This is a genomic window from Streptococcus acidominimus (genome assembly GCF_001921825.1).
In the GTDB taxonomy this organism is placed as follows: Bacteria; Bacillota; Bacilli; order Lactobacillales; family Streptococcaceae; genus Streptococcus; species Streptococcus acidominimus.
The window spans coordinates 1-26,620 of the sequence record NZ_MSJL01000009.1 but is presented as its reverse complement, the minus strand read 5'-3'; the positions used below and the strand labels follow the sequence as shown (position 1 = coordinate 26,620).

General features: G+C 42.0%; 31 protein-coding genes. 8 read left to right on the top strand and 23 right to left on the bottom strand.

Annotation, left to right across the window (positions count from 1 at the left end; all coding sequences use genetic code 11):
* Positions 1 to 23: 23 nt before the first annotated feature.
* The 5 genes from rimP to BU200_RS03045 form a co-directional block, all read right to left on the bottom strand.
* Entirely contained in the window at positions 24 to 494 is a 471-nt protein-coding gene (gene rimP, locus BU200_RS03065) for a ribosome maturation factor RimP (protein WP_075098764.1), read from the bottom strand.
* A gap of 189 nt (positions 495 to 683) precedes the next feature.
* Positions 684 to 1,319 carry a tRNA (guanosine(46)-N7)-methyltransferase TrmB gene (gene trmB / locus BU200_RS03060; protein WP_075098763.1) on the bottom strand — a complete coding sequence of 212 codons (636 nt, stop codon included), beginning with the start codon at positions 1,317 to 1,319 and terminating at the stop codon, positions 684 to 686.
* Entirely contained in the window at positions 1,316 to 2,110 is a 795-nt protein-coding gene (ccrZ, locus tag BU200_RS03055) for a cell cycle regulator CcrZ (protein ID WP_075098762.1), read from the bottom strand. Before ccrZ ends, trmB begins: the two co-directional genes overlap by 4 nt.
* 50 nt (positions 2,111 to 2,160) lie before the next feature.
* The gene (locus BU200_RS03050) at positions 2,161 to 3,207 is read right to left on the bottom strand and encodes an ABC transporter permease (protein WP_075098761.1); all 1,047 of its coding nucleotides are present in this window, start codon (positions 3,205 to 3,207) and stop codon (positions 2,161 to 2,163) included.
* Positions 3,204 to 3,938 carry an ABC transporter ATP-binding protein gene (locus tag BU200_RS03045; protein WP_075098760.1) on the bottom strand — a complete coding sequence of 245 codons (735 nt, stop codon included), beginning with the start codon at positions 3,936 to 3,938 and terminating at the stop codon, positions 3,204 to 3,206. The genes BU200_RS03050 and BU200_RS03045 overlap by 4 nt, the downstream gene beginning before the upstream one ends.
* Before the next feature lie 62 nt (positions 3,939 to 4,000).
* On the opposite strand from BU200_RS03045, the gene BU200_RS03040 reads away from it, so the two are divergent.
* Positions 4,001 to 4,417 (top strand): HIT family protein, encoded by a 417-nt coding sequence (locus BU200_RS03040; protein ID WP_075098759.1) that lies wholly within the window; start codon positions 4,001 to 4,003, stop codon positions 4,415 to 4,417.
* A complete protein-coding gene (locus BU200_RS03035) occupies positions 4,414 to 4,689 on the top strand; it encodes a chemotaxis protein (protein ID WP_075098758.1) in 276 nt (91 codons plus the stop codon). Before BU200_RS03040 ends, BU200_RS03035 begins: the two co-directional genes overlap by 4 nt.
* 26 nt (positions 4,690 to 4,715) lie before the next feature.
* On the opposite strand, the gene BU200_RS03030 is transcribed toward BU200_RS03035, so the two are convergent.
* The 4 genes from BU200_RS03030 to BU200_RS03015 all read right to left on the bottom strand — a co-directional run bounded on the left by BU200_RS03030 (position 4,716) and on the right by BU200_RS03015 (position 8,762).
* Positions 4,716 to 5,822, bottom strand: coding sequence for an LCP family glycopolymer transferase (locus tag BU200_RS03030; RefSeq protein ID WP_083609344.1), 1,107 nt, complete (start codon positions 5,820 to 5,822; stop codon positions 4,716 to 4,718).
* Entirely contained in the window at positions 5,823 to 6,353 is a 531-nt protein-coding gene (locus BU200_RS03025) for a GNAT family N-acetyltransferase (protein WP_075098757.1), read from the bottom strand.
* Positions 6,340 to 6,786 carry a tRNA (adenosine(37)-N6)-threonylcarbamoyltransferase complex ATPase subunit type 1 TsaE gene (tsaE, locus tag BU200_RS03020; protein ID WP_089503545.1) on the bottom strand — a complete coding sequence of 149 codons (447 nt, stop codon included), beginning with the start codon at positions 6,784 to 6,786 and terminating at the stop codon, positions 6,340 to 6,342. Before tsaE ends, BU200_RS03025 begins: the two co-directional genes overlap by 14 nt.
* Before the next feature lie 515 nt (positions 6,787 to 7,301).
* Positions 7,302 to 8,762: an NCS2 family permease gene (locus BU200_RS03015; protein ID WP_075098756.1), complete on the bottom strand. Its 1,461-nt coding sequence runs from the start codon at positions 8,760 to 8,762 to the stop codon at positions 7,302 to 7,304.
* 547 nt (positions 8,763 to 9,309) lie between these two features.
* Between BU200_RS03015 and BU200_RS03005 the strand changes: the two genes are divergently transcribed.
* From BU200_RS03005 to serS, 6 genes are all read left to right on the top strand, one after another.
* Entirely contained in the window at positions 9,310 to 10,125 is an 816-nt protein-coding gene (locus BU200_RS03005; protein WP_075098754.1) for a Cof-type HAD-IIB family hydrolase, read from the top strand.
* Between the two features lie 498 nt (positions 10,126 to 10,623).
* Positions 10,624 to 11,619 (top strand): PTS sugar transporter subunit IIB, encoded by a 996-nt coding sequence (locus BU200_RS03000; protein WP_075098753.1) that lies wholly within the window; start codon positions 10,624 to 10,626, stop codon positions 11,617 to 11,619.
* Positions 11,620 to 11,794: 175 nt separating this feature from the next.
* Positions 11,795 to 12,595, top strand: coding sequence for a PTS mannose/fructose/sorbose transporter subunit IIC (locus BU200_RS02995; protein WP_075098752.1), 801 nt, complete (start codon positions 11,795 to 11,797; stop codon positions 12,593 to 12,595).
* A gap of 15 nt (positions 12,596 to 12,610) precedes the next feature.
* Positions 12,611 to 13,522 carry a PTS system mannose/fructose/sorbose family transporter subunit IID gene (locus tag BU200_RS02990; RefSeq protein ID WP_075098751.1) on the top strand — a complete coding sequence of 304 codons (912 nt, stop codon included), beginning with the start codon at positions 12,611 to 12,613 and terminating at the stop codon, positions 13,520 to 13,522.
* 1,006 nt (positions 13,523 to 14,528) lie between these two features.
* Positions 14,529 to 14,900: a DUF956 family protein gene (locus BU200_RS02985; protein ID WP_075098750.1), complete on the top strand. Its 372-nt coding sequence runs from the start codon at positions 14,529 to 14,531 to the stop codon at positions 14,898 to 14,900.
* Between the two features lie 210 nt (positions 14,901 to 15,110).
* Positions 15,111 to 16,388, top strand: coding sequence for a serine--tRNA ligase (gene serS / locus BU200_RS02980; protein ID WP_075098749.1), 1,278 nt, complete (start codon positions 15,111 to 15,113; stop codon positions 16,386 to 16,388).
* 85 nt (positions 16,389 to 16,473) lie between these two features.
* Here the strand turns inward: serS and BU200_RS11760 are convergent, their stop codons facing one another.
* The 14 genes from BU200_RS11760 to BU200_RS11100 all read right to left on the bottom strand — a co-directional run.
* Positions 16,474 to 16,623 (bottom strand): TipC family immunity protein, encoded by a 150-nt coding sequence (locus BU200_RS11760; RefSeq protein ID WP_142758328.1) that lies wholly within the window; start codon positions 16,621 to 16,623, stop codon positions 16,474 to 16,476.
* Between the two features lie 228 nt (positions 16,624 to 16,851).
* The gene (locus BU200_RS02975) at positions 16,852 to 17,211 is read right to left on the bottom strand and encodes a hypothetical protein (RefSeq protein WP_142237016.1); all 360 of its coding nucleotides are present in this window, start codon (positions 17,209 to 17,211) and stop codon (positions 16,852 to 16,854) included.
* 10 nt (positions 17,212 to 17,221) lie between these two features.
* Positions 17,222 to 17,686 (bottom strand): hypothetical protein, encoded by a 465-nt coding sequence (locus tag BU200_RS02970; protein ID WP_075098747.1) that lies wholly within the window; start codon positions 17,684 to 17,686, stop codon positions 17,222 to 17,224.
* A 465-nt stretch (positions 17,687 to 18,151) separates the two neighbouring features.
* Complete coding sequence (locus BU200_RS02965; protein WP_075098746.1) at positions 18,152 to 18,553, bottom strand: YxiG family protein; 402 nt, start codon at positions 18,551 to 18,553, stop codon at positions 18,152 to 18,154.
* Between the two features lie 2 nt (positions 18,554 to 18,555).
* Positions 18,556 to 19,065 (bottom strand): hypothetical protein, encoded by a 510-nt coding sequence (locus BU200_RS02960; protein ID WP_075098745.1) that lies wholly within the window; start codon positions 19,063 to 19,065, stop codon positions 18,556 to 18,558.
* Positions 19,066 to 19,549: 484 nt separating this feature from the next.
* On the bottom strand, positions 19,550 to 19,984 hold the full coding sequence (locus BU200_RS02955) for a hypothetical protein (RefSeq protein ID WP_075098744.1): 435 nt from the start codon (positions 19,982 to 19,984) through the stop codon (positions 19,550 to 19,552).
* Positions 19,985 to 21,571, bottom strand: coding sequence for an RHS repeat-associated core domain-containing protein (locus tag BU200_RS11365; RefSeq protein ID WP_244912666.1), 1,587 nt, complete (start codon positions 21,569 to 21,571; stop codon positions 19,985 to 19,987).
* 3 nt (positions 21,572 to 21,574) lie between these two features.
* Positions 21,575 to 22,381, bottom strand: a complete 807-nt coding sequence (locus BU200_RS11460; protein WP_075098743.1) for a hypothetical protein — start codon at positions 22,379 to 22,381, stop codon at positions 21,575 to 21,577.
* Positions 22,382 to 22,800: 419 nt separating this feature from the next.
* Positions 22,801 to 23,175: a hypothetical protein gene (locus BU200_RS02935; RefSeq protein WP_075098742.1), complete on the bottom strand. Its 375-nt coding sequence runs from the start codon at positions 23,173 to 23,175 to the stop codon at positions 22,801 to 22,803.
* Positions 23,172 to 24,020, bottom strand: a complete 849-nt coding sequence (locus tag BU200_RS10605) for a pre-toxin TG domain-containing protein (RefSeq protein ID WP_083609343.1) — start codon at positions 24,018 to 24,020, stop codon at positions 23,172 to 23,174. The genes BU200_RS02935 and BU200_RS10605 overlap by 4 nt, the downstream gene beginning before the upstream one ends.
* A 74-nt stretch (positions 24,021 to 24,094) precedes the next feature.
* Complete coding sequence (locus tag BU200_RS11650) at positions 24,095 to 24,217, bottom strand: hypothetical protein (protein WP_282956228.1); 123 nt, start codon at positions 24,215 to 24,217, stop codon at positions 24,095 to 24,097.
* 296 nt (positions 24,218 to 24,513) lie between these two features.
* Positions 24,514 to 24,948: an imm11 family protein gene (locus tag BU200_RS02920; RefSeq protein ID WP_075098741.1), complete on the bottom strand. Its 435-nt coding sequence runs from the start codon at positions 24,946 to 24,948 to the stop codon at positions 24,514 to 24,516.
* Positions 24,949 to 25,013: 65 nt separating this feature from the next.
* Positions 25,014 to 25,478 carry a hypothetical protein gene (locus BU200_RS02915; protein WP_075098740.1) on the bottom strand — a complete coding sequence of 155 codons (465 nt, stop codon included), beginning with the start codon at positions 25,476 to 25,478 and terminating at the stop codon, positions 25,014 to 25,016.
* 6 nt (positions 25,479 to 25,484) lie between these two features.
* The coding region (locus BU200_RS11100) for a hypothetical protein (RefSeq protein ID WP_211268956.1) at positions 25,485 to 26,620 on the bottom strand (1,136 nt) is incomplete at its 5' end.

Sequence of the window (26,620 nt, the reverse complement as noted above, 5' to 3'; positions counted from 1 at the left end):
TTTTTTTCAAAAGGTCCTTTCTGTTAAATTTTTACAGCCAGACGAGCTTTTGCGACTGTCTGATAGGGAATGTTCACTTGTTTTTTCCTCGTTTTATCCATGTATTCAATCACTAATTCTTGCTTATCAAAGGAAAGGAGCGTCCCTTCAAACACCTTATTTTTATCAATTGCTTGGTAGAGTTTCACATGGACGTACTGACCGACCGCCTTCTCAACGGCATCCGCATTTTTTAATGGCCGCTCAAGACCGGGACTGGTCACCTCTAGCATGTACTGGTCAGGAAAGGGATCCGGTTGAATTTGATCCAAAAGTGGGCTAATCACTTCTGATAGTTCGGCTGTATCATTGAGGGAAATACCACCCTCCTTATCGACAAAAATAGACAGGACATAGTCGCCCCCCATTTTGCCATACTCCACATCCACCAACTCGTAGGGAGCCTTAATATGAGGAGTAATCGCCTGTGTGACAATGTCTACAATCGTTGCCATTTAAAACCTCCTTCTAGAGACACATCGAAAGGGCTGGCACAAGACCAACCCTCCTTTTCTCTATTTTTTAATAGTATAGCATAATTTTAAGGCTTTGTAAAGGGATATGCACCTTATTTAGCCTTTACTCTCATTAAATCCAGATTTTCCCCAAAAAAGAAAAAGGGAGACTTCCATTTCTGTCTCTCCTTAAAATCTTGCTTCTACACGGTAGATGACTTGCCCTTTTTTTGAGAATTTTTCTTCATACTCGGTCATGACATTGCCTTCCATGACACTGGCATGTAAGTCGAGCCAGACACCATTTAAGGTCATGCCATACTGGGAAAAGCTGACCAGACTGTACTCAAACAGACCTCGGTTATCCGTCTTAAAATGAATTTCACCCTGCTCTGGTAAAATTTCCTTATAGGTATCCAAAAAGCTCTTATAGGTCAAGCGTCGTTTTTCATGGCGTTTTTTCGGCCATGGATCCGAAAAGTTCAGATAAAGGCGGTCAATCTCTGCTGGCGCAAAGTAGTTGGTCAAACTAGAACCATCCACCTGCAAGAGCTTAACATTTGGCGAGCCTGCCTCTACCACACGATCCAAGGCATAGCTTAGAACCGTCATCTGAATATCAATCCCGATATAGTTAATATCCGGATTTTGAGCTGCCATTCCTGTGATGAAGCGCCCCTTTCCAGAACCAACTTCAATATGAATGGGATTGCTATTGCCAAATATGCTTGCCCATTTTCCTTTACAATCCTCCGGGGTCAAAATGACATATTGAGGATATGCCGCTAGTAGATCACTAGCTCCTTTACGATTTCTTACTCTCATACTTCCTTGTAATAGCTCTTACGGAAATACCGCAAGGCATAAATTTCTTTATTTGCCGCTTCCATATCATAGCTTTCGACATGTTTTGCAATTTGGTTAAGATAGCCTAGCTGACCATACCAGTAAATCTTATTCAATACTGTCTGGTTGTATTTGTAGCCATAGCTTTTCAGCCACTCTTCCCAAGATTGTCTTGGAATGTAGTGGGTCAGTAAGTAGGCTACATCCATCATGCGATCTGTTACGCAAGCCGTCTCCCAATCCGTCAGATAGATCAAGCCACTCGTTGTCTCTACCCAATTGGTATGGTGCAAATCCCCGTGAACAAAGGTTGCCACATCCCTACGGAAAGTTGGCAAATGATCCAATAAATCACTACAAATCGATTGAAGATAGCTATTTTTTGCCAGCCGTGCTGGCGCTTCCCGTTGCCACTTACGAACCAAGTCCTGCGGTTCCTGATAGGTATAATTGAGCTGCAAGGCTTGATTGAGCAGCATCTTCGAATAATGCATGCGCACTAAAATCTGCTGAACCTGCTTGCCTCCCATTTCAAAACGGGTCAGGGTATGACCATTCAGCCATTCCTGCTCAACACGTTGCCCAACCCCGAGCTCGCGATTGGCTGATAGGACTGGAGGGGTAATCTGTTCATGCGCCAAGGCTGAAACAATCGGCGGCATTTCATATTTGACAAAAACAGGCGTTCCATCTGTTCGCATACCCTTAAATGCTTTACCACTATTTCCTGCGATCGATTGCAGACGAAGTCCGCTTGTCTCAAATTGCATGCCAGTTCTCCTTTAAAAAATTCTTTACTATTTTACTAGTTTTCATCCCATTAGTCAATCAATTTCTTTGATTTGAACAATAGATATACATGCACCAAGAGGATTCCCACTCCTGCTAATACTAGCAGATAGCCTTTGTCTTCTAATACCAGCATTCCTACAAGTAGCTGTGGAATGAGGACTAGATACATGAGCCATTGCACAATGAAGGTAAAACTTGCAACCTTATCCTGCTGGCTTAGAGGATAGAGGCGTGTCAGATACTGGTAATCGTAGGCATGGTAGAGCGGCAGCAATTGAAAGAGCAGAAGATAATCAAACAGGAGAGCTAAGCCCGTTGCCAGCCAAGATTCTTGAATCAGCAGAAGACTAGCCAAACTCAAGCAGAAGAGGCGAAGGCTGAGCCAGAACAAATCTCCCGAACGCAAAAAGCTACGGACAAATAAGTAGGCCCATGTTCTATCCTGACGTTTCTTGACGACTGCGAGCAGAAGATCCAAATACTGACGCCGTTTAACGACGCTACTGATTCCCTTGACATGCGTAAAGAGAGAGTAAAAGCGTAAGATGCCCTGCTTACGTCTGGTTTCATACTGCACCACCCTATCCCAGTCCAAATGCCCTGACGGGGTCAAAAAAGCCGTCTGAAAGACCAGCCAAGCGTATTTGCCCACGGTCAGAAGCACAAGATAAAGCAGAAAGAATGGCAGAACCCAGCCCAATTTTAAATAGAGCGGCAAGAGCAAGACCTGTCCCAACCCCTGCACCAAGCCCCAGAGCAAGATGGCACGCAGGCGTGCTGCCTGGATGAGGCTAAGAAGGTTCTCTTCTTTTGGCAAGAGGAAGATACGGTCAGCTGGCTCCAGATAGGTGGCAACCCGTCCTGCAAAAAAGAGCAGCAGGGTCGCAACAGCTACCAATAGATAGACCAGCCAGGGATTTGCTGGAAAATGCTCCAAAAGCGAGCGGTATTGCAGGGCTAAAAAACCGAGCAAGACCATTAGCACAAGGACGAAGTGGTCGTTTAAAACATAGCGGAGATACTTGAGGCAGCGCTGGTTAAAAGCGAGTCTGCGCTCCTGAAACAGTTCTTTCATGCTCCTGCTCCTTCTTTGGTAAGCGCAAGATAAAGCTCATTTAGGCTGACATCTGCCCTGCCAAAGGCTGTCCGTAAGGCTTCCAGATTTCCCTGCGCCCGCACCTGACCTTGGTGTAATATGACAAAGCGGTCACACATTTTTTCAGCTGAGTCCAGTACATGGGTCGACATCAAGATAGAAGTCCCTTTCGCTTTCTCTCTTTCTAATAAACCAATCAAGTCATCAATGGCTACGGGATCTAGACCCAAAAAGGGCTCATCAACAATCAATAGGCTTGGATTGACCATAAGTGCGCAAATAATCATGACCTTCTGCTTCATCCCTTTTGAAAAATGAACTGGGAACCACTCCAATTTTTCATCCAAGCGGAAGATCTTGAGCAATTCTTCTGCACGTGCAAAAGCCTGATCCCACTCCAAATCATACGCCATGGCTACCACTTCCAAATGCTCTTTCAAGGTCAACTCCTCGTAGAGGCTCGGGGTCTCTGGAATAAACCCAATTTTTTTACGATAGTCTTGCGGATTGGACTGAAGACTTTCACCGTCAATCAGAATCTGTCCTTGGTAGGGCGACAACAGACCGATGATCTCCTTGATCGTCGTCGACTTCCCCGCACCATTTAGACCGATCAAACCGACCAGTTCTCCATCAGCCACTTGAAAGGAAATATCTTTCAAAACAGGAATATTGAGATAACCACCTGTCACATTTTTTACTTCTAACATACATTTTTTCCTATAATTTGATATACTTATTATAACAGAATTTTGGAAAAGGGGTTTGCTTTATGTCAGATTGTATTTTTTGTAGTATCGTTGCTGGGGAGATTCCCTCATCTACCCTATATGAAGATGAACATGTCCTTGCTTTTTTAGACATCACTCAGGTCACAAAAGGTCATAGCTTGGTCGTTCCCAAAAAACATTCTCGCAACCTGTTAGAGATGGATGAGCAGGCAAGTAGCGCACTATTTGCCAAGATCCCAGCTATCGCTCAGCAGCTGAAAGAAAAACTCGGAGCAAGCGGCGTGAATCTCCTAAGTAATATGGAAGCAAGTGCGGGGCAGACCGTCTTTCACACCCATGTCCACCTCTTGCCTCGCTTTGATGATCAAGACGGACTACACATTTCCTTTGATGCCAAGGAACCAGATTTCCCAGCCTTGGCACAATTAGCAGATCAATTACGGATGGAGACAGTATGAAACTAAGACACCTACTGGCAGCGGGAACAGCTGCCACTATCGCCTATCTTGCAGTGAAACATCGGGAACAAATTGCACGGGAGACAAGAGAAACCGTCGCCAGCACCCGGCGCATGCAGGACAGCTACCAGAATATCCAAGAGCAACTTGCCCTTATCCAATCCTATCAGAAGCCACTCCAAGACATGGCAGGAGACCTCCAATACAAGTTGCGGGTCTACCAACAATCTATCGCTGGCAATCTGAATGAGATCCAATCTCTTCTAAAGTAAAAACCAAGCCATCTGCTTGGTTTTTATTATTGAGCATCAAGTCCAGTAGCCACTGCCGACTCTACACCTTCCCCTGCGGGGAGAGTGATACCCGGCAAATTCGTATAGGTATTGATCACCGAAATAGGGGTCGCTGTCGTTGAAACTCTGACATTGGTTTTTAATTCAGTAGAGGTTGGTAAGTCCAGAGAAGCCTTGATGACATTTTGAATTTCAAGTAGTTCTTCACTGGTTGGAATTTGGTAATACAGACCGTCGATCATCTGCCCATTGCCGACTAGCTGGTGGGTTTCAATCGTCTTTAAGGAATCCTTATAGCCTAAAAGCGACGGGAAAGAAGATGGCGTAATTGATACATTCGTCCGCATATTGTGCGAAATAGCATCTAGGATTGGTTTGTATTGGGTAATTCCGTCTAGGTTCAGCAATTTCTTCACAATTGCTTGGATGACCTCGCGTTGGCGCTTTTGACGACCAACATCCCCCTCTGGGTCATCATAGCGCATCCGAGAATAGACCAGAGCTTGATTCCCGTTGACATGCTGCTCTCCGGGTTCAACCACCGCTGTATAGGCTGGCTCATATTCACTGATGGAAATCGGAAAACCTAGGGTGTTGTTCACGGTTATACCCCCTATGGCATCGACCAGCTCAATCAAACCATCCATATTGATCTCGACATAGCGGTTAATGTCTACGCCAAGCATCTTCTCGACTGTTGCAATTGCCATTGGAGCCTGACCGTAGCTATAAGAATGGTTGAGTTTTTCAACAGTTCCACTTGAGCTTCCGTCAGCATTGGCAATTTCGACCATCATATCACGCGTTAAGCTGACCATGGTCGTCTTTTGAGTTTTGGGATTGACTGTTACCAGAATCATGGAGTCGCTTCGGCCGTCTTCCCAATTGCCACCACGGCTAGCCTGATCCATATCTACCCCCATCAATAGGACTGTCAGAGGTTCTGTCGCTTCAATCACATGATCCTCTTTCTGCCCCTCAATCGATTTGAAGGTCTTAGAAAAACTATCCGTTGAGTAGTTCAATACCGTTGTTGCGTAGAGCGCCCCAGCCCCCACCGTTAAGGTGATAATGGCTAGGAGCATGAGAAAAATTTTCTTACCAATACTCATTTATTCGTCTATCAACTTGCCCATGTAGTACAGGTCAAGCCATTCTCCTTCATCTGTTCTTGCACCTCGTTTTTGAGTGCCTTCTATTTCAAATCCCATCTTCTGATACAGGGAAACTGCACGGTCATTGCGAACCTGAACAGTCAACTCAAGTCGCTTGATCACATCATTTTCACTTGCCCATGTGATGACTTCTTCTAATAAGATGTGCCCGATCTTCTTGCCCCAATACTCTTTTCGTACAGCGATAAAGATAGTACCGATATGGCTAACGCGGTACTGTCTAGAGCCACGAACGGTCACAGCTCCAATGACCTCATCGCCACATAAAGCAAGGAGGTGGAGTTGATTGGGGCTACTGATACTCTGTTCAAAAATCCTAGCCAACTCATCTGGTGTGAAACGAAAACCACTTTCATCCATCACGAGAAAGTCGGTTTCTCCTGCTACTTGATTCATAAAGTCAATAAAGGCTGCTGCATGTGAACCTTCTGCTTCTTCAAAGAAAATCTCTTTCTTAACCTGCGCCATATTCAATCTCCTCTAGCAAGGCTTGACTACGCTTCCCTTGAGGCTCAAGGGATAGCCTACGACCATCACCCACTTTTTCGATAACGATCCTTAAAACATCATCCAAGAGCGAGGCAGCAAGAAGCTCCCCCCATTCAATCACTGTCACACCATCCCCGTAGAGAAAATCATCCAAGTCAATCGAATCAGGATCATCCCCAATCCGGTATACATCTAGATGATAGAGGGGCAGACGCCCCTCATACTCACGGACAATGGTATAGGTTGGACTCTTAATCATCTGCTCAATCTCAAGACCGCGGGCAATCCCTTTCGTCAAAGTCGTCTTTCCGGCTCCTAAATCACCTGACAAGACCAACACATCACCTGCCTGTAACTGTCGACCGATTGCCTCCCCTAGGGCTATCAATTCTTCTTCATTATGACTATACATGTTCCCTATTATAGCACAGAGCAGCCACTTTGTCATTTTATAGTTGTTTATACTCATCTAAAAATCAAAATCTGACGTCATTCATTCACCTTGCTGAGTAAAAAGCTCCAGTAGGGTTTTTAGCCTATTTCCTAAAGAACCTTCACCAGCTAAAACTGAAACAGTTATCGCTCTTTTTTGCACAGCTCGTAGCCCGAGTTCAATTATACAAGACGAGTTAACAAAGTAATATAGTCATTTCTCTTTAAAAAAATCCTATTCAGACAATCTACAACTCGGTAGGAGAGTATCTAAATAATGTATTTTAAAGTAGAACGACTATAAAAATAAACTAAACGGCTATATAAAGTTAGTTTTATGTTCAACTAGCTCATTTTTCGCTCACATAAGAGAAAAACTGCGCTCAAACACCTCACCTTATTGTTCGCACTGACTTTGACTGATTCGGGTAACATAAGTCAGCAGAGTACAAAAAACGGGAGGGAATCGTTTGACCCATCCCGTCTTTATGTCCATTAAAGAATGGCTAAGATAATGAAGTTCAGAATGAACAAGGCTGTTGCTCCCCAGAGGATTGGGTGAATCTCTTTTGCCTTGCCTGTTGAAACTTTGACCAAGCAGTAGAAAATAAAGGCTGCTGCAATTCCGTATGAGATAGAGAAGCAAAGTGCCATAAAGAAGGCTGCAAAGAAGGCTGGTAGCGCATCTTCAAACTTGCTCCAATCCACATCAAGGAATGAAGAGACCATCATGACCCCAACGATAATCAATGCTGGAGCTGTTGCTGCGGCAGGGACGATACCAATAAATGGCAAGATCAGAATGGAAAGCAGGAACAAGACAGCTGTTGTCACCGCAGTCAAACCAGTTCGTCCACCTGCTGAAATACCAGCTGCGGATTCAACATAGGTCGTTGTATTGGATGTCCCGAAAATCGCACCGATAGAAGTACCGATAGCATCCGCAAAGAGAGCCTTGTCCATTTTTGAGTTGAAGCCTTTCCCATTTTCAAGCGCCGCTTCATCTTCTGCTGAGAAAATCCCTGTCTTACGACCTGTACCGATAAAGGTTCCAAGTGTATCAAAGGTATCCGACAAGCTGAAGGCAAAAATGGTCATGAGTACCAATGGCAAACGCTCGGTATTGCTAAAGAGCGACGACATTCCATCAAAGGCTGCTAGGAAGGTTGTACCTAATTCTGCAAAGGCACTTCCGATATGATTTTCTGCAAAGTTAATAGAAGAAAGATCAACCACACCTGCTGGAATACCGGCAAGCGTTGTTGCCACAATCCCAATCAAGATAGCACCGCGGACATTTTTCAGTACCAAGATAGCGGTTAAAATCAAGCCAAAGACTGTCAAGAGAACGCTTGGATCTGTAAAGGTTGAAATGGCTGGAACCACTCCTCCACCTGCTAGGACTGAAAAGACACCATTTGAGAAAGTATCAGCCGTTGCATCTGCAGGAGCTACACCATTTACTGTCATAATATCAGAACCTGAAGTCAAGAAAGTGATCAGATTAGCATTTTTGAAACCAAGGTAGGCAACAAAGACACCGATACCACCACCGATAGCATGTTGCAAGCTAATTGGAATCGCCTTGATAATGCTCTTACGCACCTTGGTCACGGTGATAAAAATATTGAATAAGCCACAGAGGAAGACCATTGCTAAGGCTTCCTGCCAGCTAAAGCCGAGCCCGATAACCACTGTATAAGTGAAGAAAGCATTCAAGCCCATTCCCGGAGCTAGGGCATAGGGAACGTTGGCAAACAAGCCCATGATAAGGGTAGACACAGTACTTGCAATAATGGTTGACAAGAAGACCGCTTGCGAAGGCATGCCAGCAACACTAAGTACGCTTGGATTAACAAATAAAATATAAGACATGGCGAAGAAAGTCGTCAAACCTGCCATGATTTCCGTTGAAACAGTTGTTCCATGTTCTTTTAGGCCAAAAAACTTGTCCATTTTTCAAAATTCTCCTTTATTTACGAACAATAAATACATTATATCCAAAAAACATTCACTTTTCAACTCTGATGTCGTGAAAATGTTTTCTTTTTTTCCAACAACACCTCTTTTTATAGAAGAATGTTCGGATTTTTCTTGCTCTGCCTGACATCCTATAATAGCACTGATGTAGCGAATGAATAGGACAGTTTCCCTGCTCATCCTCGTTATCCCGTAGGAGAAAGGAGGAACAGTAGACATTTATATAGCCGTTTAGTTTATTTTTAGTACTAGGCAACGAGTCGCAGGTAGTTGAAATAGTTGATAACTAGACAAGTGATAGATAAGAAAAGTGTAACTTTTCTCAATAGTACAGCAAGACGAGTTAACGAAGTAATAAAAATATAAACTAAATGACTATAATAAACGATACTTTGCCAATGATGGTTTATTCTGCTATACTATACTCAACTCACTGAAAATCAAAGGCATACCTACTTTCAGAAAAAGTGGGAAATAAAACGAGGATAAACGCAAAAGTTTACGAAAAAGGAGTATTACTCGCATGACGAAAAAGATGATTGCTATCGATTTGGATGGCACCTTATTAAATAAAGACAGCCAATTGAGCCACTATACTATTGAAACAATCCGTAAGGTTCAAGAAGCTGGTCACACCGTGATTATCGCAACCGGTCGCCCCTACCGCATGGCCTACGATTATTATAGACAGCTAGAACTCTCCACCCCCATGATCAACTTCAATGGTTCTCTGATCCATATTCCAGACCAAAACTGGGAGTGGGAGCAAAATATCCTCATTGATAAGCAGTATTTAATCGACTTTCTAAAAGAGGAAGAACGATTCGAAGCCGACTTTATTGCTGGAGAATACAAAAATAAATTCTTCATCACCCAGAATTATTTGGAAAACTTTAGCCCTGCCCTCCTAGGCGTAGAGCGAATTACACCTGATACCTTGATCCATCCTGAGCGGATCACATCAGACCCGCACTCCATCTTGATGCAGACCCGCGCAGCCGATAAATATGCCCTAGCAGATGACATCAAGCGCTATTTCAATGATGAATTGGAAATCAATACCTGGGGCGGTCCGCTCAATATCCTTGAGACCTGTGCCAAAGGTGTGACCAAGGCTTCTGCCCTCACATATTTGCTTGATCTTTACCGGATGGATGCTAAAAACTTGATCGCCTTTGGGGATGAACACAATGACATCCAAATGCTAGCGCTAGCAAACAGGGGCTACGCCATGAAGAATGCCAGCGCTACTCTCCTCCCCTACGCCGATCGCCTGACCGATTACACCAACGACAAAGACGGTGTGGCAAGAGAGCTTCGCAAACTATTTTTAGACTAAACGATACAACTTCCGCTACTTCGGGAGTTTTTTTTGTGTTCAACCAAGCAAAATAGGATACCCATTTTTTGCACCTTATGGGAGAATATTTGGGGTGTACATCGCCTTTATTTATACTCGTCAAAAATCAACATCTGATGTCGTTAACTCGCCTTGCTGAGTAAAAAGCTCCAGTGGAGGTTTTTAGCCTGTTCCAGATGTTGATTTTGATTTTTTATAGAGTATTATCACGGCAGTTTGGAAAACATTATTGTAAATGTCTAGACCGATTTCAGAAAGTTTCTATAAAATTTACTCGAAAATAACACATATTTACTTGACAGAAAACTTGAAAACGTTTTATAATAAGACAGTTCAAAACTGCTGTCTCCATCGACAGCAAAATGGAGAACTTAGCCAGATAAACAATCCGAAGTTCAGTACCGAGATAGGCCGGCACTAAGCACTAAAGAGTGAAGGCGTTTTTTCTGGCCAACAAAATTTTTAGGAGGAAACATAATGAGTATCGGAATCATTATTGCAAGCCATGGTGAATTTGCTGCTGGTATTCATCAGTCTGGTTCCATGATTTTTGGCGAACAAGAGAAAGTTCAAGTTGTTACGTTCATGCCAAATGAAGGACCAGATGACCTATACGCTAAATTCAATGATGCTGTGGCTACTTTTGATGCGGATGACGAGGTCTTAGTCCTGGCCGACTTGTGGAGTGGATCACCATTCAACCAAGCTAGTCGAGTAATGGGAGAAAATCCAGATCGTACATTCGCCATCATCACTGGCTTAAATCTACCAATGTTAATTCAAGCCTATACAGAACGAATGATGGATGCAAATGCAGGCGTTGCTGCTGTTGCTGCTAACATTATCAAAGAATCAAAAGACGGAATCAAAGCGCTTCCAGAAGAATTGAATCCCGTAGAAGAAGCAACTGCTGCACCAGAAAAAGCAGAGGTCGCACAGGCTGCTATTCCTGAGGGAACAGTTATCGGGGATGGTAAATTAAAGATCAACCTCGCTCGTATCGATACGCGCCTCTTGCACGGTCAAGTTGCAACTGCTTGGACACCTGATTCAAAAGCAGACCGTATCATCGTTGCATCTGATTCAGTAGCTGCTGATGCCCTTCGTAAAGAATTGATCAAGCAGGCTGCACCAGGAAACGTGAAAGCAAATGTCGTACCAATCCAGAAATTGATTGACGTGGCAAAAGATCCTCGCTTTGGAAATACACATGCCCTCATCCTATTTGAAACACCTCAAGATGCCCTTCGTGCAGTTGAAGGTGGTGTGCCAATCAAGACCTTGAATGTTGGCTCAATGGCTCACTCAACAGGTAAAACAATGGTCAACAATGTCCTTTCTATGGATAAAGAAGATGTCGCTACCTTTGAAAAATTGCGCGACCTCGGCGTTGAATTTGATGTTCGTAAAGTACCGAACGACGCGAAAAAAGACTTGTTTGACTTAATTAGCAAAGCAAATGTGCCTCACTAAGCTCTAGTCAGAACGAGAAAGACGATTGATTGCTCAAACCAGATTAAAACGAGAGCTGTTGCCTATCACACTCAAGAGCTTCATCTGCTGAAAAGAAAGAGAAATCAATCTGCACACCAAAAGAGGAAACTATCATTTCCAACTTGTTTCTATTTATATAAAGAAAGGATCTATCATGTCATTCATTTCAATGATTTTGGTCGTTTTAGTCGCATTCCTTGCTGGTATGGAAGGAATCCTCGACCAATTCCAATTCCACCAACCAATCGTTGCATGTACTCTTATTGGTCTTGTAACAGGTAACCTTACTGCTGGTGTCATACTAGGCGGTACTCTTCAATTGCTCGCTCTTGGTTGGGCAAACATCGGAGCTGCAGTCGCACCAGATGCTGCCCTTGCCTCTGTTGCTGCAGCAATCATCCTCATAAAAGGGGGGGACTTCTCTCCAGCTGCGATCAGTGTCGCACAAGGGATTGCTATCCCTCTAGCGATTGCTGGACTTTTCCTTACCATGCTTGTGCGTACAGCTTCTGTCGCTCTTGTACACGGAGCTGATGCTGCTGCTGAAAAAGGAAATTTTGCTGCTCTTGAGCGCTACCACTTAATCGCCCTATCGCTCCAAGGACTTCGGATCGCTGTTCCTGCTGCCCTTCTTCTTGCCATTCCTGCTGAATCTGTACAGGCCATGCTTGAACTCATGCCTGAATGGCTCAAAGGTGGTATGCAAGTCGGTGGTGGTATGGTTGTAGCCGTTGGTTTTGCCATGGTTATCAACATGATGGCAACGCGCGAAGTATGGCCATTCTTTGCCATTGGTTTCGTTCTTGCTGCCGTAACTCAAATCACTCTGATTGGTTTTGGTGCCCTTGGGGTTTCAATCGCTCTTATCTACCTTCACCTTTCAAAAACAGGTGGAAACGGTGGCGGAGGTGCTACCTCTAACGATCCAATCGGCGATATCCTAGAAGACTACTAAGAAGGGAGATTTACAATGTCAGAAAAATTACAACTTTCCGTAAACGACCGTAAAAAAGTATGGTGGCGTTCACAATTCCTTCAAGCTTCTTGGAACTACGAGCGTATGCAAAACTTGGGCTGGGCTTATTCTTTAGTACCTGCTCTTAAAAAACTCTATACCAAGAAAGAAGACCAAGCCGCGGCTCTAAAACGCCACATGGAATTCTTCAATACACACCCATACGTTGCAGCTCCTATCCTCGGAGTAACGCTTGCCCTTGAAGAAGAGCGTGCAAACGGTGCTGAAATTGATGATGCCGCTATCCAAGGGGTTAAGATCGGCATGATGGGACCTCTTGCAGGGATCGGTGACCCGGTTTTCTGGTTTACTGTTCGTCCAATCCTTGGCTCTCTCGGAGCTTCACTTGCTCTTTCAGGGAATATCTTAGGCCCAATCATCTTCTTCCTAGCATGGAACCTTATCCGTATGGCTTTCTTGTGGTACACACAAGAAGTTGGCTACAAGGCTGGTTCAGAGATTACAAAAGACATGTCAGGTGGTATTCTCCAAGATATTACGAAAGGTGCTTCTATCCTTGGGATGTTCATCCTCGCTGTCTTAGCACAACGCTGGGTATCTATCAATTTTACCTTCAACGTATCAGAAGTTCCTCTTGCAAAAGAAGCCTATATCCACTGGGATAAACTAGCAAACGGTAGCGAAGGTATTCGCCAAGCCTTTGAACAAGTCGGTCAAGGACTTTCACAAACTCCTACCAAGATCACAACCTTCCAAGATAACTTGAATGGTTTGATTCCAGGACTTATGAACTTGCTTCTTACCTTCCTATGTATGTGGTTATTGAAGAAAAAAGTTTCGCCAATCACCATTATCATTGGACTCTTTATCGTTGGTATCCTTGCTCGTCTAGCAGGTATCATGTAAGAAAAAGAAGGTCTCGGCCTTCTTTTTCTGATAGAATAAAGAGAAAACAGTAATACTCACTCAACACCACAAAAAGACTAGCGCTCACAATTGAGAATCGTGAAAGGTGAGAGATGGAACGAGCGAAACTCATTTTCATATAGTTGAAGGTGGGAGATAGTATGAGTAGCGCTCGTGTCAAACGCTCTCGTATCTTGTAATTGAACTCGAGCTACAACTCACTGACAAAGCCTAGTCAGAAAGTTGAGTAACCCTAGATAAGACACAGTAGGCATCTGATTGTCGCTACCACGCCAATCTAGTTGCCCTTGTGGGGGTCTCACTACGAAGCGAACCGCTTCTGTTCGGCCGCCTATTTTGTCTAGGAGTTGCTCCCACAGTCTGGGGATAGACTGTGGAAGGTTGGAAATAGAACGAGTGAAACTCGTGTCAAACGCTCTCATATCTTGTAATTGAACTCGAGCTACAACTCACTGACAAAAAGATAAATCTCATTGGGTGCAAGACACCCTGCTTCGATTTCCTATTTTGTCTAGGAGTTGCTCCCACAGTCTGGGGATAGACTGTGGAAGGTTGGAAATAGAACGAGTGAAACTCGTGTCAAACGCTCTCGTATCTTGTAATTGAACTCGAGCTACAACTCACTGACAAAGCCTAGTCAGAAAGTTGAGTAACCCTAGATAAGACACAGTAGGCATCTGATTGTCGCTACCACGCCAATCTAGTTGCCCTTGTGAGGGTCTCACTACGAAGCTATCCGCTTCTGTTCGGCCGCCTATTTTGTCTAGGAGTTGCTTCCACAGTCTGGGGATAGACTGTGGAAGGTTGGAAATAGAACGAGTGAAACTCGTGTCAAACGCTCTCGTATCTTGTAATTGAACTCGAGCTACAACTCACTGACAAAAAGATAAATCTCATTGGGTGCAAGACACCCTGCTTCGATTTCCTATTTTGTCTAGGAGTTGTTTAACGCTCTCGTATCTTAAAGAGCAATAAAGGATGGATTATGGTACAATCACAAAATAAACAGGTGACATTACAGACAAGTGGTGTTTCTTACTTAGGAACAGGTGGTAAGGTCGGAAAATTTCTCATTGGTGATCAGGCCTTAGAATTTTACGCTGATGCCAATGTCGAAGATTATATTCAAATTCCTTGGGAAAATGTCCACAAAATTGGTGCCAATGTCTCTGGTAAACATATCAGCCGACATTTCCAAGTCTTTACAGACAGCGGAAACTTCCTCTTTGCTTCCAAGGATTCCGGCAAGATTTTAAAAGAAGCCAGAGAACATCTCGGCAATGAAAAAGTTGTAAAACTACCGACACTCTTGCAGACAATCGGACGTTTTTTTAAAAATCTATTTGCCAAAAACTAAAAAATCAAGTATAATAGTCGCAACGGATAAGTAGTATCAGGCGTTTTTCAGAAAGTCTGCGGTCGCTGTGAGCAGATAGGCAAATGGTATGAAATTCTACCGTTTATCACATTTTTATATAAAACAAAGTGCACTCATGTGAAGTTGGATGGAACCGTGGCTCTCGTCACTCCAACACTTTCATGGGTGCGTTTTTTATAGGAGGAAGTTATGTTAGACATCAAACGCATCCGAGCAGATTTCGACGGAGTTGCAGAGAAGCTCGCAACCCGTGGTGTAGCCACTGAAACCCTTGCAACTATCAAAGAATTAGACGCAAAACGCCGTGAAACCCTGGTCAAGGTTGAAGAATTAAAGGCAGAACGCAACACCGTTTCAGCCGAAATTGCCCAAGCTAAACGCAACAAAGAAAAGGCAGATGACAAAATCGCTGCCATGCAAGAACTGTCTGCGACCATTAAAGGATTGGACGCTGAACTCCTTGCTATCGACGAAGCATTACAGGCTATTCTGGTGATCTTGCCAAATACACCGCACGATAGCGTACCTGTTGGTGCAGATGAGGAAGAAAATGTAGAAGTTCGCCGTTGGGGAACACCACGAGAATTTGACTTTGAACCAAAAGCCCACTGGGACCTTGGCGAAGACTTAGGGATTCTCGACTGGGAACGTGGGGCAAAAGTAACGGGTGCTCGCTTCCTCTTCTACAAAAATCTCGGTGCCCGCTTGGAGCGTGCCCTCTACAACTTCATGCTGGATGAGCATATCGCAGAAGGCTATCAAGAAGTCATCACCCCTTACATAGTCAACCATGACTCCATGTTTGGAACAGGGCAATATCCAAAGTTCAAGGAAGATACGTTTGAATTAGACGACACCAATTTCGTTCTCATTCCAACAGCTGAAGTCCCATTAACCAACTACTACCGCGATGAGATTTTAGATGGTAAAGACTTACCAATTTACTTCACTGCCATGAGCCCATCTTTCCGTTCAGAAGCTGGTTCTGCTGGTCGTGATACCCGTGGTTTGATTCGCTTGCATCAATTCCATAAGGTGGAAATGGTCAAATTTGCCAAGCCAGAAGAATCTTACGCAGAATTGGAGAAAATGACGGCTAACGCAGAAAATATTCTTCAAAAGTTAGGGCTCCCTTACCGCGTTCTCACTCTCTGCACAGGCGATATGGGCTTCTCTGCAGCTAAAACCTACGACTTGGAAGTCTGGATTCCAGCTCAAAACGCCTATCGTGAAATCTCTAGTTGTTCTAATACGGAGGATTTCCAGGCACGCCGTGCCCAAATCCGCTATCGTGATGAGGCGGACGGCAAGGTCAAACTCCTACACACCTTGAATGGTTCAGGACTTGCCGTAGGCCGTACCGTTGCAGCCATCCTCGAAAACTACCAAAACACAGATGGCTCTGTCACCATCCCAGAAGTCCTCCGTCCATACATGGGTGGAGCAAGCGTTATCGCACCAAAATAATACAGATTTATAAAGAACAAAGGTTGAGTGAAGTCTCAACCTTTTGCTTTATTTAATATATAAACAAATTATAAAACTAGCCCAATTATTTCAGCAATGCGGATTCTTCTATCTGTAAATTTCCCAAATCTTCAAAAGAATAGCGCTGACTTCCTTTCTCAAACCAAGGTTTTAATAAGATTTCATTCAGTACAAAACTTGATTTTTCACGTAGCCATTTTTGACGAGTATAAATAAGTAAACCAACCTGCTTGCCTACTTTTCTTGACTATAACAAACATAGATAACTCCAGTGGTGATGTGACAAAACACCTATGGAGTGTCCTCCATAGGTGGGCGGAGAGCTAGGAAAGAGAGGACGGAAAACGGTATGTTTTCAAAGTCCTCGCTGACTAGCTCAAGCGCCAACAGCACCACGGAATACATTCTAACTTAAGCTTAGTTCCTGTCTTTGTAAGCTGTATTAGGTTTGGTACTTAATATTATCAAGTGGGATACTTGAATAATCTTCAATATCAAATCCTGCTGCATCAAAAATTTCAAGTTCATCTACATAGCCATCAACTACATGTAATAAAAATTCTATTGGTCTATATCCTTTAAGATCATCTATATACACTAACATCGTAATGGGTACTCGTTCTGGGAAAGGATAGCGTATTTTTGTAAAGGTTCCTAACTTAATCGAAGCGAATCCTCTTGTTATTTCCTCCGAAATAACATATGCATTGGATAATTGCTCAGTAATAATTTTTTTACCTTTAAAATCAGCCTTGAGCATTAATTTAATCCATTTTTTTTCTGAAGAATATAGTTCTCTCATTTCTATTTCCTCACTCATTTTTAGGAATATATGTCCCAATATTAATTCTTCCATCCCCCAAATTATAAGGTCTGTATTCTACAATTTGCCCATTTACATTAATTTTAACTCTAGGAGATTCTCCTATCTTTGGAGGATTTTTAAAAACATGTTCAGCAATAGCATTCTCCACATCCGAAACATCTATATTAGGGATATCTTCAAAATGTCTTGCCCCATGACCAAATGTTATCGTCTTGTCTCCTTTGATAATAGTAGAGGTTGTTCCTCCGCCTCCTTTGGGCGCTTTATATCCCTCTGATACATTCCCAACTTTAGCTCCAGCAATATTGGAAATTGCTTTACCGACTAGACCAATGAGGGCGTTGGCTGCTACGTTACCCACAAAGGAACTTACAAGCTCTTCTGGACTGACACTCTCACCCTCTAATCCTGCAAGAACCACATCAAGAGCGGTTTCTCCTGCACCATCCACAAGGGCAGCACCTACCTAGCAAACTTTGAGTCCCAAGAACCAATTCTCTGTATCATAGATGTAGTCTGACTGCTCATGGTTCCGACTTTGAGAGATGTGGTTATCATTCTTGTCGTAGATATAACTGGTTGTCTCGTCCTTATTTTATAATTAGGTCTGGAGATTATTACCATAAATCAACTACTCTATTATAAATACATTTTTTAATATAAAAATTTATTTATAGCTTATTTTTTAAATTTCTTTACGAATAAATAAGTAAAACAACCTGCTCGCCTACTTTTCTTGACTATAACAAACATATATAACTCCAGTGGTGATGTGACAAAACACCTATGGAGGGTAGCTCCATAGGTGGGCGGGGAGCTAGGAAAGAGAGGACGGAAAACGGTACGTTTTCAAAGTCCTCAATGACTAGCTCAACGCTAACAGCACCACTAAAGCCAGATAATGACCAATTTCTATTTAAAAATCAATCGGATAGCTTACTCCATTAATAATAATTGTTTCAGCTTCTATAACTAATAAATTGCTCCAAAATTCCAAAACAATATTTCCAGATCCACTATACTGATTCAACCATGTATCTTTAGAAGATTCTATGTCTATATTAACTAATTCTGATAAAGCATAAATACTTGTCATTTCCAAAAAATCATCTTCTTCAGGTAGCCAAATATTCTTTCTACTTTCAGTTGTATTATTAATAAAGTAAAAACAACTCACCCTCGTAAAATCAATTCTATGGGATATATAATCCGCCTCTGCTAAATACCCCTCCAGCACAATACGATTTCCAAGTATATCTACATTAAATTTAGTTATCACCATTTCAAATAAACTATTCAATTTTTCTTGTAAAAGCATACTTAATCTCCTCTATATTTTTCAATCATATCCAAAATTTGTTCAACAGATTTACCGGATATATCAATATGGGTGTCAGCTCTATTAGAAGAAAGTTGACCGTTTATATCTAAAGACCCTCGTCCATCAATACTTACTCTGAAGTATGGTTGAAGTCGTTGTCCACTTCCAGTATCCATCAATCTAATAACTATTGGTTTACTACCATTTGATACCTCAACTTTATAACCATTCTTTAATTGCTTCACTACACCACCAGTCTTCTCGGCAATTTCATTTGCCATATCATTCAAAGTTGATAAATTATAATGTTTACCTACTTCTTCCGTAAGTTCAGTCGCCACTCCTAATTTAGCTCCAGCAATATTGGAAATTGCTTTACCGACTAGACCAATGAGGGCGGTGGCTGACACATTACCTACAAAGGAACTTGCAAGCTCTTCTGGACTGACATTCTCACCCTCTAATCCTGCAAGAATCACATCAAGGGCGGTTTCTCCTGTCCCGTCCACAAGGGCAGCACCTACCTAGCAAACTTTGAGTCCCAAGAACCAATTCTCTTTATCATAGATGTAGTCTGACTGCTCATGATTCTTACTTTGAGAAATGTGGTTATCATTCTTATCGTAGATATAACTGGTTGTCTCGTCCTTATTTTATAACTAGGTCTGGAGATTATTCCCATAAATCAAATACTCTATTATAAATACATTTTTAATATAAAATGTATTTATAACTTATTTTTTAGATTTTTTACGAATAAATAAGTGAGGCAAACATATTCCCCTGTTGTACTTGGTTATGACACACTTGGTAATTCTAGTGGTGATGTGACAAAACACCTATGGAGTATAACTCCATAGGTGGTCGGGGAGCTAGGAAAAAGAGGACGGAAAACGGTACGTTTTCAAAGTCCTCGCTGACTAGCTCAATCGCCAACAGCACCACGGAATGTTACGTTGAAACCTAAATAAAATAATGTACTATTTAGTTTTGTCAGTTTTCATCCCAGAAAAAATGTTGATCTGCAATTAAAACTTTAGAAACCTCAATATCTTGGCAAACAATATTGATAGACATATTGGCTAATATAACTTTACTCTCATAAAAATTATCATCCGTATTTACTATTTGAATATCATGCCCAGAATAGCCTAAAAGCTGACCATCTTTTAAAGTTTTTACAGCCTCTGTTCTCCATAATATTTTTGTGCCTTGAGATTCTGTAACCCAACTAGCATCCGTTTCATAGTTAACCTTTGCACATCGTAAAAAGCTTATTTTCCAACAAAATTTTTTGGAGTCTTCTGATTCATAGCTTTCTATGAATAAATTTGCTTCATCTCCTAAATATTTTATTTCAAAATCTAAGATTTGTGCGTCGCAATAGTCAGTCTGTTCAATTGCTTTTAGGATTTGTGTAATGTTCATTTAATTTCCTCCATTATTCCAAGGAATATGCCCTTCGGGAGAATCAATAGCTACAATATTCCCATCTAAATCTAATAAATTTTTATTTTCATCATAAATATGCATGTGCGGGTATGTAGTCGTCTTATCTGGCGGATCTAATCTTATTCTCATCTTCCCTAATTCATCCTTGATATGTACAAAACCATTATTTTCGTAAATACGCCAGCCCTTGTCTGTTGGTACTGCTTTCCGAATCTCATCAAGCGACATAGACTGGATATCTCTAGGAGACAATTGATCCAGTCCCGTTACTATCCGATTAGTATCTCCAATATCATCAACAGCATTCCCAACTTTAGCTCCTGCAATATTGGAAATTGCTTTACCGACTAGACCAATGAGGGCGTTGGCTGCTACGTTACCCACAAAGGAACTTACAAGCTCTTCTGGACTGACACTCTCGCCCTCTAATCCTGCAAGAATCACATCAAGAGCGGTTTCTCCTGCACCATCCACAAAGGCAGCACCTAACAAACTTTGAGCGCCAATTTTTGCGCCTATCTTACCTAGGGCATAACCTGAAACAGCTCCTATAACGGACTTTGCAAGTACCTGACCAAGTGGTTCTTTCTTTTGGGCACTCGTTAAGCCTGCATTGACTCCACCATACGTAGCTAGAGTATAAATTGGGTTCTTATAAACAAGTCCAACAATTCCAGCGGCGATAATAGCTCCTGCTTTCGGGGCTGATTCAAATCCCTCATAGGCTGGGGCATAGCGTTGTTGTGCAATAAGCTGAGAAAGAGCTTTCGAATCACCTTGATTTGCCCTCCGAATAGTTTCCGACAATTCCTTGTCAGATAGCTTCTTCTTGCTAGGCTTTTTCGACTTAGCTGATACAGAAGCATTCGGCTGATAACGAGAACTTGGTCCAGAGGTGCCGTCCCAGCTGGCAACGCCTCCTCCGCCAAAGCTAATCGGTTTAGGGCTTCTTCCCTTATCCCTTGCTTTGGTCGTTTTCGGGTCGCAGACATGGCGTATCGTTTCTTCAAATGACTTGGTCCAGTTATGGAAAAGATTTGTCGCTTCACGCGATTTTGGAGTACCATATTGTCCAGTTGCTTGCGCATACTCACTGCGGATCTGTTGCTGACGGCGCTGAGCAGCTTGGGCTCTGGCTCGAGCATAGGCTTGCGCTCTAGCTTGGGCTTCCTGTTGCTGAATATACTGATAAGCGGAAGCTGTTGGAACATAGGTTGGGACATAGGTGTAACTATACACACCTGTCTGTTGTTGACGGATTTGATGAGCCCTATTTTCAGGTGTATTAGGCGCATAAAGTGTTCCATCCTCATAGTTAATCAGCGGTCTAGGTTGACTATATCGAGGTGCAGGGAGCGGATTTCCACCATCCCGAAGCATCATAAATGGAGAAGCAGCGATATGCCCGCTCGGATCGGTGTAATTAACTGGGTTGTTGTGGACATAAGCATAGCGGTTCTGGCTAAGCGGGTTAGTCACTTGACCTTGATAGCTGTCTTCTGTGAGGAATGTTCCTGCTTGGCTATCATAATATCTTGCTCTTAAATAGTCAAGTCCTGTGATGTCTCAGGCTTCCCCATTGTAGGCATAAGGATTACCTGTCTCATCTGTCGTTCTTGTCGTAGAACCATAGAGGTTGTAGCTGGTTGACGCTACGGCTTCTCCCTCCTTGGTCAAGCCTGTCACAGAGCCAGACTGGTTGGTCAAGTAGTTGTAATGGTCGCCTGTTTCATGGTTGTGATAAGACGTTCTACCATGACCATAGGTGTAGGTTTCTCTTCCCTTGAGTTCCCGGTCATAGGTCTGGAGAACCTCGGTGTGCTGACGATTGACATCATTGACGTAGTTACGTTCTTCGTAGTAGTTAAAGCTATCTTCCCGTGTGGTGTAAGGAATAAGCACTTCCTTGACTTGGCTGGCGTAAGTTACTTCACCCTCACCCGGAAGCTCCCCGATACTTGGTGGGTTGACTACTAACCCCTCTTCATTGGCTCGATCCTTGGCTACCTTCTTGTGATAAGCGGTGGACACGTCGTCAAAGATCTCATGCCAGATGGTTCCCACTGTTTGCGGAAGACTGGAAAGAGCCTGTAAAACATTCTGACTAAAGCCATACCAGAAGAGGCTGTGTTCCTCCCCATTTGGGGCAGTGTAAGGAGACTTCTTCTCCTCGCGTTTGAAGAGTTTATAGGTGTACTTGCCCTCCTTACGGCTAGCGGTAAATACCCGATTGTCGTCCCCGTCATAGAGGGCTGCCATCAGAAGCCCGTCCTTGTCTTTCACAGCTAGGAGACGGTTCTCCGTATCGTAGATGTAGTCTAACTGCTCATCACTCTTCTTAGAAGAAATCCGGTTGCCGTTCTTGTTCTCCAACTGGAACAAGAGATTACCACTATAAATTAACTACTCTATTATACATTTTTTCATATAAAAATGTATTTATAGCTTATTTTTTAGATTTCTTTACGAATAAATAAGTAAGAGAACCTTATCCCCTCGGCATAATTAAGTATGACACACCAAATAGCTCTAGTGGTGATGTGACAAAACACCTATGGAGTATAGCCTCCATAGGTGGGCGGGGAGCTAGGAAAGAGAGGACGGAAAATGGTACATTTTCAAAGTCCTCGCTGACTAGCTCAATCGCTAACAGCGCCACGCAACATCACTTTGTATTCTAATTTTATTCCTAGGATTAAAGAATGTGAGAAGTAACTTTTCACAGTAATCAAAATATATCTGCTTATTTTTATTAGATATCTAAGTTGTTTATTCGTAAAATACTCAATTACCTACGATTCTTCATTCTCACTTTCTAATAGCTCCGTATCTTCAATGTTGTCTTTAACTATAGAACGAAATGTTTTACTAATTTTAGTATGAGCCTCTCTCAAGTCAATAAAATGGTTTTCTAGACGATTTAAAGACGTATATATAGCTACCATATTTTTTACATATTCCTCATTATTAGGACTATTTAAAGTGGATAGGTTTATTTTTTCCATACCACTAATCCCCTTGAGCAACACGTTATATTCCTTAGCAAATGAAGCATTTATATCATTTTCTATATCAATCAACTCACTATTATCTATCAAACACCCATTAAAAGTTTGATTCAAATTTATATAAACTTTGATAAGACTGAGTAAGTTTTTCTTAATCATTTAGGTAACCTTCTTCCTATTCCTCTATCTGTCTTAATATTATTCGTAGTTCCGTCCAAGTTTAACACCTGCTGGAATTTTCCACGTTTATCAAACACTTCCAAATGATCCTTATGTAAACCATCTAAATATAGCTGGTCTCCCTTTTTTAAATCACCTATGTCTTCTGTTACTTTATAAACTGTCTGACCATCATATCTCTTTTTAGTTTTTTGTAACTTATCGCCTATTTCCCTACCAAAATCCGAAGATAGGAACTCATTCATATTGCCAACTGATTTTGAAGTTCTACTACTGCCTTTCCCAGTTCCTTGCGCAACTTCATCCCCATTCTTCGCAAAGGCTTGAACAAAATTGTCAAAGCCTTTCTTGACATTCTGCCCAGCTTCTCGAAGAGTAGTCCCTCCCATATTCATGGCAGAACCACCTGCTGTTGCTAGTCGTGGAGAGAGGGAAAGAGGAGTGTCGAGTAGTTTATTAGCTCCGGATTTCAGATAGGCTTTACCAGAATCAATCACTTTATTCGCTTTAGATACTGCCTTAGAGCTCTTGACAACATCTACTGTTTTATTAACTCGTGATACAACCTTACTTCCTTTAACGACATCAACTAGCTTATTCGCCTTGGTCGCGACTTTGGCAACCTTACCTGCCTTGCTACCGCCTAAGGTTAGAACGTCTAATGTCAACCAAGCGGCTGCCTCTAAACGACTAGCCTTTTCACCCGTCAGAGGATCTTTACCAGTAACCAACCGATAAATATCATTGACAGATAAGAACTCTCCAGCAATGTATGCCGATACGCTTACAACCTTTTTCCAATCAATTGTCTTAGAGAAGTTCACTGTCTGCTTCCCAACACGCTTGGCTGTTTTACAAACATGCGTATAGGTCTCTTTGAGAGCCTTACCCCAATTTCTTAAAAGATTCTTCGCTTCACGTGTTCTAGGGGTGCCATCAGAAGACCTTGCTTGTCTTTCATAGCTAGGAGACGGTTTTCTTTATTGTAGATATAGGTAATCGTGCTATCTTTATTTTCCAACTGGAACAAGAGATTGCCACTATAAATTAACTACTCTATTATACATTTTTTAATATAAAAATTTATTTATGGCTTATTTTTTAGATTTCTTTACGAATAAATAAGTAAGAGAACTTTATCCCCTCTGCATAATTAAGTATGACACACCAAATAGCTCTGTGGTGATGTGACAAAACACCTATGGAGTATAACTCCATAGGTGGGCGGGGAGCTAGGCGAGAGAGGACGGAAAACAATATGTTTTCAAAAGTCCTCACTGACTAGCTCAAGCGCTGACAGCACCGCAGAACACTTTTTTATACAAGCCCCAACTGAGTAAAATTCATTGTTTGCCAATTATTGTCTTTAAAAATCTGCTTCACTTTTTCAGATACAAAAATTGACATAGAAGCCTTTATATCTATGAATATATCTACTCCATCAATAATATTAGAGTTAAAATAAATACAATTCCCCAAAAATGAATAACTATTGTACTTTGGATTATAATAAAATTGACTATTGTCTAAGTTCACAGCATCTAATTTAGTTAGAAAGTTAACAACGTAATAATCTGTATTCTGTTCACCTGTATCGATATCCTCAATAATTACAGGAATATATTGTACATTCGTGATTCCATTTTCTACCAGTGCTTCCTTGACATCTGTTCGGATTGTTAACAAGCTAAAAGCATTGATTACAGTTTCATAAAATTCCCACCCCTTAGCATAGCTATAATAAAATACCAATTGTGGAATTAAAGAAGTATCTATAGGTTTCCCTGCGTTAAAAGCCAGATTAAACCATCAATAAATTAAAGCCAGTGTATCAATAGCCAAAGCCCTTCAAGCTCTCCATTTTCATTCACACTTGCAATACAATTTGGACAAAACTCTATATATGTCACTCGTTTAGACAATGACTCTTTTCCAAAATATAAATAATCTGTTCTTTCCGAATAAAATGTAATCCATTCTTTAGAGCTTTTCAAACGAATACTCTCACCTGATGAAATTTCAAATTCTTTAATATCTAAAGTTAGAATACCTTTTTGAGATTGTGGAATAACAAAATCTTTTTTGTCGCAAAATAACAATTGAGGAAAATATCCAAATATTTGTGTAAAGTAACCCGTTGTCAAATCAAAACCAATTTGAAGGTCATCCACCAAAATATATATATCTGAATTAACTATTGGTACAGTATCAATACTATATTCAGATTTTTTATACACTATTTTTTTGTTATCTAACTGTTTTGTAATAATATAGCTAAACATCTTTAATCACCTCGTAAAATTGAAGTGAGTTACAATATTATTATCTAAGTCAATAACTAGTTCGAAATTCCCCTCACTTCTTCCATTAAATGAACCAGGTACATCCCAACGCCAACCATTTGGCAAATATTTATCTTTAACTGGTATACCACTATCAATAATCTCTTTTATTAATAATCCTGTACCAGTTGAATCGATATAAGGTCTATTTAGTTCCCCTTTATATTTACCTTTAGTAGCAATATCAGAAGCATGATTCTTAACTGTTTGTGTCATTTTAAGATTGAAAGGATCAATCTTACTCTTAATATCATTTAACTTGAAAGCAGTCACATCCTTACGAGCTTTCATAATTGGTACATCCCCAGCTTTCGGCTTGTTCTTGGCTACATCTGGCTTTGCCACACGGGCAGATACACCCTCTGTAACCGCATTAATGGCTAGATTGGTCGCAATACTTCCCGGTGTGACATCGCCACCTGTCGCAGAATCTACAAGCGTATCCACTACCGTTTCAGAAGCTGTATCTGCTCCATAGCGCAATAATGGATTGGAAAGTCCAGCAGTGCTACCTGTAAGAGTACTACCCAAACCACCAGTTAAGCCTCCTGAAACAAAACCATTCAGTCCGCCACTAAGAGTATTTTGAGTAATTGTTTTGCTACTTCGTCCAGATAGGTTCCCCTCTAACCAGCCATAGGTTGCACCTCCAGCAGCACCACTAACAGCTCCAGTAGCTACTCCTATCGCAACCGTTGTACCAAAACCAACAGTCCCCATGGCTAGCGCTGATGAAGTGACTCCCATCATTCCCGCAATAAGAGGGGCTGCAGCTCCTGCTGTTAGTGCCGTAACTGCTACTGCTGCTACGGTGGCAGTTGCCACAATCGCAACCTTTTTCCAATCAACTTTCTTCAAGAACTTCATTGTCTGCTTCCCTACACGCTCAGCTGTTGTACACACATGCTTCAAGGTATTGGCAAGGGCTGTACCCCAATTTCGGAGAAGGTTCTTTGCTTCACGGGTTCTAGGGGTGCCATAGTATCCTGTTGCTTGCGCATACTCACTGCGGATCTGTTGCTGACGATACCGGACCGCCTGTGCATGGGCTTGAGCTCTGACTTGTGATTCCTGTTGCTGAA

Excerpts from the sequence above, each read along its gene's own strand:
- BU200_RS02965 (WP_075098746.1), bottom strand. The coding sequence starts at position 18,553 with ATGCTTTTACAAGAAAAATTGAATAGTTTATTTGAAATGGTGATAACT.
- BU200_RS02995 (WP_075098752.1), top strand. The coding sequence starts at position 11,795 with ATGTCATTCATTTCAATGATTTTGGTCGTTTTAGTCGCATTCCTTGCT.
- BU200_RS02935 (WP_075098742.1), bottom strand. The coding sequence starts at position 23,175 with ATGATTAAGAAAAACTTACTCAGTCTTATCAAAGTTTATATAAATTTG.
- tsaE (WP_089503545.1), bottom strand. The coding sequence starts at position 6,786 with ATGTATAGTCATAATGAAGAAGAATTGATAGCCCTAGGGGAGGCAATC.
- BU200_RS03025 (WP_075098757.1), bottom strand. The coding sequence starts at position 6,353 with ATGGCGCAGGTTAAGAAAGAGATTTTCTTTGAAGAAGCAGAAGGTTCA.
- BU200_RS02955 (WP_075098744.1), bottom strand. The coding sequence starts at position 19,984 with ATGAACATTACACAAATCCTAAAAGCAATTGAACAGACTGACTATTGC.
- BU200_RS03040 (WP_075098759.1), top strand. The coding sequence starts at position 4,001 with ATGTCAGATTGTATTTTTTGTAGTATCGTTGCTGGGGAGATTCCCTCA.
- BU200_RS02915 (WP_075098740.1), bottom strand. The coding sequence starts at position 25,478 with ATGTTTAGCTATATTATTACAAAACAGTTAGATAACAAAAAAATAGTG.
- BU200_RS03015 (WP_075098756.1), bottom strand. The coding sequence starts at position 8,762 with ATGGACAAGTTTTTTGGCCTAAAAGAACATGGAACAACTGTTTCAACG.
- rimP (WP_075098764.1), bottom strand. The coding sequence starts at position 494 with ATGGCAACGATTGTAGACATTGTCACACAGGCGATTACTCCTCATATT.
- BU200_RS03000 (WP_075098753.1), top strand. The coding sequence starts at position 10,624 with ATGAGTATCGGAATCATTATTGCAAGCCATGGTGAATTTGCTGCTGGT.
- BU200_RS03050 (WP_075098761.1), bottom strand. The coding sequence starts at position 3,207 with ATGAAAGAACTGTTTCAGGAGCGCAGACTCGCTTTTAACCAGCGCTGC.
- BU200_RS02975 (WP_142237016.1), bottom strand. The coding sequence starts at position 17,211 with ATGAGAGAACTATATTCTTCAGAAAAAAAATGGATTAAATTAATGCTC.
- trmB (WP_075098763.1), bottom strand. The coding sequence starts at position 1,319 with ATGAGAGTAAGAAATCGTAAAGGAGCTAGTGATCTACTAGCGGCATAT.
- serS (WP_075098749.1), top strand. The coding sequence starts at position 15,111 with ATGTTAGACATCAAACGCATCCGAGCAGATTTCGACGGAGTTGCAGAG.
- BU200_RS02990 (WP_075098751.1), top strand. The coding sequence starts at position 12,611 with ATGTCAGAAAAATTACAACTTTCCGTAAACGACCGTAAAAAAGTATGG.
- ccrZ (WP_075098762.1), bottom strand. The coding sequence starts at position 2,110 with ATGCAATTTGAGACAAGCGGACTTCGTCTGCAATCGATCGCAGGAAAT.
- BU200_RS03035 (WP_075098758.1), top strand. The coding sequence starts at position 4,414 with ATGAAACTAAGACACCTACTGGCAGCGGGAACAGCTGCCACTATCGCC.
- BU200_RS03005 (WP_075098754.1), top strand. The coding sequence starts at position 9,310 with ATGACGAAAAAGATGATTGCTATCGATTTGGATGGCACCTTATTAAAT.
- BU200_RS02985 (WP_075098750.1), top strand. The coding sequence starts at position 14,529 with ATGGTACAATCACAAAATAAACAGGTGACATTACAGACAAGTGGTGTT.
- BU200_RS03045 (WP_075098760.1), bottom strand. The coding sequence starts at position 3,938 with ATGTTAGAAGTAAAAAATGTGACAGGTGGTTATCTCAATATTCCTGTT.
- BU200_RS03030 (WP_083609344.1), bottom strand. The coding sequence starts at position 5,822 with ATGAGTATTGGTAAGAAAATTTTTCTCATGCTCCTAGCCATTATCACC.